The sequence below is a fragment of the Pseudovibrio sp. POLY-S9 genome (assembly GCF_001431305.1).
Classification (GTDB): domain Bacteria; phylum Pseudomonadota; class Alphaproteobacteria; order Rhizobiales; family Stappiaceae; genus Pseudovibrio.
This window is the reverse complement of record NZ_LCWX01000149.1, coordinates 3,576-10,083: the sequence shown is the minus strand read 5'-3', so window position 1 is coordinate 10,083 and position 6,508 is coordinate 3,576. Positions and strand designations below refer to the sequence as shown.

Genomic DNA, 6,508 nt, shown 5'->3' with positions numbered 1-6,508 from the left:
GCTTGTACGAACTCGTATTCGTAACCACCTACACTAGTACGGCTGCAGGTCAGATTGCTTGCCCAAAGCACATCACCGTTTGTATCCACCTTCGCAGCGGCAATAATCCTCGGAACAGCTGCAAGCGTATTCAGTTTTGCAGAATTGAGCTTCTGATCCGTGACAGCGTTATCGGCAAGTCTGCTTCCGTAAATTGTCTTAAGGGCTATTTGGGTGTTGGTGATTTTGTCTAAAACCGCCAACGCTCCTAGCCTCAGATTTGAACGCGCAGCAGATTTGTCTGTAAGGTCACTCAGGTTGTTTGCCTTATTGAGAAAATCGCTTGTGTCTGGTGTTGCCAGCACCCATCCACCCACATCAGAATAGACTTTCAACTTCTTATCTGGCGATTTGAAATACAGCGCTCCATCTGCTAGCTCATTGCCCTCATTATCGGTGTCCGGATCATCCTCAAAAGCACCCAGATAGAGTTTATTGAAGCGTTTGAACGCCAGATCAGAAGCTTGCTCAACGGCTGCTTCCAGTTGGTTCAAAGCGTCCTCTGCTTTGCCTTGAGCTGTTTGTGCCTGATTACGAGCTGCTATTGCTGCAGCTTTGGCCGCAAGAACCACTGCCTCAGCATTTGCCGGATTGAGAAGCACATAACCCTCCTGCCCCTCAATCACTGCGAGCATCGCCGGATAGCCCTTCTGCAAGTCATCAGGACCAAGCTCATTGCCAAGGCCATTTCGAATTGGCAGCAGTACATCATCAACCTTGATGGTCACTGCGCCCGTATTGTTTGCAATGGGGACGAAGACCGCAAACTCAACCGCCGAGAGGCTGACGCCCAATCGAAGCTTCGCTCTGATCGCATTACGTGTTCCGTCAATATCGACCAGTCTCGTGATGCTATCAGCAAGGTCGCGCACATAGTTCCATGTACCACCCAGCCACTGATAGTAACCGCTTAAGGCGTGGTTGGAGTCAGCTCCGACTATGGCAGGTGTGTAGTCTGGTTTATTGGTTATATTATCCAGCTCGGCCTTGGTCTTAACGATCACTGCTCCAAGCGTAGAACCTATCTCAAGCTGCCCCAGATACGCTCTAATCTCAGCTTTGACTGGTTCGTGCTCAGTGGTGCTACCAAGACCGAACGTCACAAAATCACGCCAAACGATTTCCTTGGTGAGGAAGTTCATAGCCAACTCCAGATTTTGAGAAGAGATTAAGTAGAAGCTGTAAGCACAACCGGATTGGACCAGCTGCTATTTTGCCCAAAGACCGAACGGGTTCGCATGCGGAACCGATACTCCACACCAGCTGTCAAACTTTCTGTCTCGATGGTTTCTTCACCATCGTTTGCCTGCGCGTACTTGGCTGCGCCGCCGCTGGTTTTCATGTACTCAAGCTCGTAGGTGAGAGCCTCGGAGTTACGCGAGAAGCTCGCCTCAGCAACCAAGCTTTGCCCCTGCTGCTCAAATGCAATCGTGAAGCTGGTGACAATCGGCAGTGCCGAGGAACCAATGCGCTGGGGAGGATCACCCTTTTCGCCCTCCTCCTCAGGCTCAAAATCGTAAAGACTCTTAGGAACAACGATTGCCTCGAACTGGTGGGTAAAATAGTTGAGATCCAAGATCGGAGTTCCAATAAGCTCCAGATAGGCATCCACCAGATGAGGCGGTTCTGTGATCTTGATAAAGCGTCGAAACGGCAGGTTCTCAGATGCAAAGTAGTCGCACACAATCCGCACACACGGAGCTGTTGCACGAATGTATTTGAGCTTCTGTTTGCGCCGCATATGGTTGTGGCTTTGGATGCATTCGTTATCAACGGTTCGCGACCTGGGGTCGTTCTCATCCACATACGGATCACCCCAGATGACTGCATCATCCTCGGTATAGTTCAGCTCTGGATTGGTCCAAAGGCCCCGAACAGATTTCACATTCGAGTTTGGATTCCGGTTTGACAGGAAGGTCACTTCCTTGATGTCTGCTGTTTTCAAGTGAATGTCAGGCTCTACCCACTCCCCGGCATGCACCGCCACCTTGCCTTGCGGGTCAACATAAAGCAGCAGTTCACCTGCTTCATCAATCAGCCTTGCAACCTCAGTGGGGTCATTGTTCTCCCGGCCACTGAAGCCACCATGATATCGAGGCTCTTGATCCCCTTGGAAGTTGGTGACCTGCTCATCAGCGACAGCAGCAGCATTAGCCCAACTCTCAAGATTAATCCGGTCAGCCTTCAAAGCACCGCCATACGGAGAGAGCAAGAGATCAAGACGGTGAAGCGCAAGGTTCCTGCTAAAGGCAACCTCATCAGTTCGAGGATCTAAAACGCGCTTCGCCCGAACCAAAGATGTCACTGTCGGATATCCATGCGGATACACCGTTCTATGATGCTGAGCGCTGACACTCTTACAAATCACAAGCGTGCTGGCGATGTTGTCGCCGCGATGGTTATCACTCCAGATATCGCTAAACTTCGTGACCAGCTCGGAATACGGCACGCCGACAGGAGAACCTAACCGCTCTTTGATAATGACCTTTGCCTTACCACTGAGGCGGTAATATTTGGATGCATCCTCATCATTGCTCAGTGACTTGATGACATTGCCACCTGCATCAATCTCAACCGCCGCATCACTCAGGTAATGCTCAACAAACCCATCTATCTCATGAGAAGCGTGCGCGATGATCATGTAGGCCGTTCCGTCACGCTCCTCCAGAAACATCATGTCTCCAGCTTTGCGAACCAGCCCATAAGCAAACCCGCGAGACGGCACACTTTGCCGCTGATTGACTTTGCCATCTGCAATACTTGGCAAAGGAGCGGCATTATCCTGCCGACGCTGTGTGCCCAGCAATTCCTTGGCAGCATAACCAACACCAGCAGACAAGCCGGCACCGATAATCCCAACACCAACAGAGGACACCGCAGCACCCGCAAGAATGGCTTGCGTTGCAACGGACGCACCGAGTATGGCTGCACCGTTCGACAATACGAACGCAACACCCAACGCAACAGCAGTAGGCATCAAACACTCCATATTTTCAGAGGTGGTGCGTGAATGGCTTCAAAACCATCCCGCCAATGAACTTGCCAGGTATGCCCGTCCCAGATCGCGCCCCACTGCCGCAGTGGGTTGCGCAGACTGCCAACAACCCCGATATCACCGATCTTTCTGGAGCGAGTTTCCAGCAGGCCCGCGATTGCAACACAACCTTCAACCAAACCTAAAGCCCCGCCAGATGTTGTGAGAAGTTCGTTCAACTCTTCAGTGGTTGAGTAGGTGCCGCGCAGAAACTGAGCACCATCGGGATAGCCGTTGAAGCACGCCCAATCAGCAAGAACCAAACAGCAGTCAGCCTTACCCGGATCGAAGCGCATGTCGCGTCGATCTGACAGCCATTCTTGCAGGCTATTCAGGCACGTGGCCATGTGATGGTTTGCTCGTTCATGAGGCTCACCCGTTCACATGACAGATCTGCGGGAAGGTCAGGGTTGAGTTTGAGAGACAGTGCTTTTTGGTCTGAATCCGACAGCACAGCATTGCGTCGTGATTTGCGGGCATGGAACACATTTGCAACAACCACGATCACCTGATGCAATATGTGAGGTTGAGCCTGATCACCTACTGCTGCCTTATGAAAATTCAGATCGATGATTTCGCCTGTGAACTTAACGACTGGATCTCCAACAGGTTGAAAGTACTGATCACAAGATTGCAACAAAATCTGCACTTCAGACCCGATGACATCATCTTCCTGAGTTTCTTCATAAGCCAGGTCGGCAATGTCCTGAGGAACACCAGACAGGCCAACCTCCATAACCACTGCCTCACCAGAAAAGGAATACTGCAGCGTGCTTAAGGCTGTTTCCGGGAGTTCCCCGGCAGCTCGCCAGTGATCACCATTTGCATCAATGTAAGGGCAAGATCCAAACCAGAAGCGAGAGGTTCCTTGAGGAAAGTCCATCTTCATCAGGATCATCACTTTGCGGGCATTCATTCGGCTGCGACCTTATCCCAGTAGTCGATTGCCTCGACAAAGTTCAGCGTCTTGTTTGTGATCGGTGACACACCGTGAACAATGTCCATCTCATTGTCAGAGGCAAGATGCATCAAGCACGTTGGCTCTTTCACTGTGAGAATAGAACCTGCCGGAATTTTAGCTCGCGTCGCAGGAAAGATTGGGACTTGAACCACGTTCCCCTCTTTTGCGATTACCGGACCCGTTTGGTAAAGCGCATGAAAGTAACTGTACTTGATGCCCGTCAGGCTCAACCCTTCACGCAAAGCGCGAAGCTTCACAACAGTTGCACCGATCTGTGCGTCTTCTTCCATTTGAACCAAAGGTGGCTCACTGGAATACTTCGTGCCATCGGAAAACGTGGACCCATCAGAGTGAGTTGCCAGCGCACTTTGTGTCTTTGCGAGCTGCTGCAGCCGTGATCCCGTACAGTAAGCCGGAACGATCACCAAGCCAGTTCGCCCCTGCAATGCAACTTGGATTGCATTCCAAGCTTCCTCGTGGTGCATATCATTTGACATCACCATGATGTTTGGAAACACAGCCCGCCAGAAACCTAAGTCGGTTTGCGTTACAAGATCGCGGCCACCCAGCGTAGCACCACCCTGTCTTGTGAAAGGCCGCTGGTGAAAGGCTGGCTTGCCCCGCATCGCAAACAGCTTGAATGGCCAATGAACAAAGTTAGCCAAGCCAGCCTCCCCCCTTGTTTTGCTCGTAAGCATTCAGGTCATTGACCACGTTCCCACGGGACTGAGCAGTGGCTGCTTTGATGATGCCAGGTTTAGCTTGATCGACGATTTGCACAGCAACAGGACCAGCAACCCCAGCCACTCTGACATCAAACTCAGAGCTTCCCTCAACCACCAATCGGATCTCAGAAGGAGTGTTGCGGTTTGCAGCTGTTGAGATAGCAGCAGGTTTCGGGATCATGGGAACAGGACCGCCGACGAAGCCACCTCTTGCAAAGCCTTTGGCGCTTTTATGCAGCGCATCAAGATTAGCAACGCCAAGCTTCCTAGTCGCCTCTTTAGAGAACACATACTCATCACCGTGCACAATACCTTTAGGAGTGTACTTGCCCCCCGGCCCCGTCCAGCCACCTTGATCAAACCCAAGGAATGAAGATGCTATGGTTGCAAGAGTGGACACCAGGCCGCCGCTATTTGGACCGGAACCACTTGCCCCACCACCGAACATAGAACCAAGTGGACCAGTACCAAACACTGCTGCCTGAATAGCAGCATCCGCCATCGACTTGATAAACTGGTCAAGCGCCGTGCTGCCCGTATCAATCGCCGCTGTAATCTGGGAGAACTGATCTGAGATCAATTGCCCACCAAACTGGGAGACTTGATTGAGGCGCTCCTGTGCAGTCCTTTGACTATCGATACCTCGCACGAGGGTTTCGATTTCCTGCTTTTGTTTTTTGGTTGCCCCAGCCCCTGCAGCACGTATCTGGTTCAGGAGCCGCTGCTGCATTTCTGTTTTGCCAATCAAATCACGTTCATGCTTAAGAGCTGCAATAACCCGATCAACCGCTTTTGCCTGTCTGATCGCGTCTTTCGCAGCCTTACTGCGATAGGTACCGACAAGATCATCAACTCCCAAAACCGGCTTGGATGTTGGCACAGCTACCCTTGCAGCTGATACTGTTGAAGCAGGCAATGTCTCAGACGTTGAGGCCAGCTTACTGTTGTTCTTACTTCGTTTATCCAAGATCTCCTGAACAAGCTGGAGCTTCGTTTCCAAGGCACTGATTTGCTCTAGTAGCGCAGCTTCTTTCATGCTCTCAGTATTCAGAAAGGTTTGCGACAACGATCCCGAATTCAATCGCTCTTGTGTAGCCATCAGACGCTTATTTAAGATCCCACGATCAGCCTCAATTTTCGCTATAGCCTTCTCAAGATAGCCGGTTGAAAAGCTGTCTGGTTTAAACGCAGACCCATCTTTACCCGTTAGCAAATCAATATCAGGATCAAAAGGAGACCCGATAAGTCCACTCATCCCCTTTGAGAAATTGCCAAATCCCCCCTTTACCGCTTCCTTGAGTTCTCTGGCTTTCTTGACTGCCCCAGCCATGTTCTCACTGAAATTTATGAGATACGGCCCGATGTCAATCAAGGACGCTTTGAGCTGTTTATCCAAAGCATCAGAGGCATTTCCCAAACGGTTTTGCATTTCCTCTGCCTGATCGAGAACATCATTTTCAATAATATTCCCAAGAGCGCTGGCTTTCCTTCCAGCCTTGTCCATAGCATCAGACCCAAGTTCAAGAACACGAACAAGGTCAGTTCCTCGTTGGCCAAACCCTGCCTTAACCAACAAAGCTTTTTCCTCAGCAGTCTTGGCCTTAGACACTGCATCGGCGTAACGCCTCAAACGTTCTTCACCACTGGACGCATTCACGAGTGCTCTTAGCAAACCCCTATCTGCCTTCTCCAAGGCAGAATACAACTCACCAGTCTCAAACTTGGCTTCCCCAACTCCAATTGTGAACT

5 protein-coding genes and 1 pseudogene are annotated in these 6,508 nt (G+C 50.9%); all 6 read right to left on the bottom strand.

Annotation, left to right across the window (positions count from 1 at the left end; genetic code table 11):
- A partial coding sequence (locus PPL9_RS14050; protein ID WP_200962316.1) for a hypothetical protein occupies nt 1-1,181 on the bottom strand: 1,181 nt, incomplete at its 3' end.
- A 26-nt stretch (nt 1,182-1,207) separates the two neighbouring features.
- Nucleotides 1,208-3,016, bottom strand: a complete 1,809-nt coding sequence (locus PPL9_RS14045; RefSeq protein WP_057463295.1) for a fibronectin type III domain-containing protein — start codon at nt 3,014-3,016, stop codon at nt 1,208-1,210.
- Nucleotides 3,016-3,420: a hypothetical protein gene (locus tag PPL9_RS14040; protein WP_057463294.1), complete on the bottom strand. Its 405-nt coding sequence runs from the start codon at nt 3,418-3,420 to the stop codon at nt 3,016-3,018. The genes PPL9_RS14045 and PPL9_RS14040 overlap by 1 nt, the downstream gene beginning before the upstream one ends.
- On the bottom strand, nt 3,405-3,989 hold the full coding sequence (locus PPL9_RS14035) for a hypothetical protein (protein ID WP_057463293.1): 585 nt from the start codon (nt 3,987-3,989) through the stop codon (nt 3,405-3,407). The genes PPL9_RS14040 and PPL9_RS14035 overlap by 16 nt, the downstream gene beginning before the upstream one ends.
- Nucleotides 3,986-4,699, bottom strand: coding sequence for a hypothetical protein (locus tag PPL9_RS14030; RefSeq protein ID WP_057463292.1), 714 nt, complete (start codon nt 4,697-4,699; stop codon nt 3,986-3,988). Before PPL9_RS14030 ends, PPL9_RS14035 begins: the two co-directional genes overlap by 4 nt.
- A pseudogene (locus tag PPL9_RS14025) lies at nt 4,692-6,508 on the bottom strand (hypothetical protein); the annotation flags it as partial. The gene PPL9_RS14030 and the pseudogene PPL9_RS14025, both read right to left, overlap by 8 nt.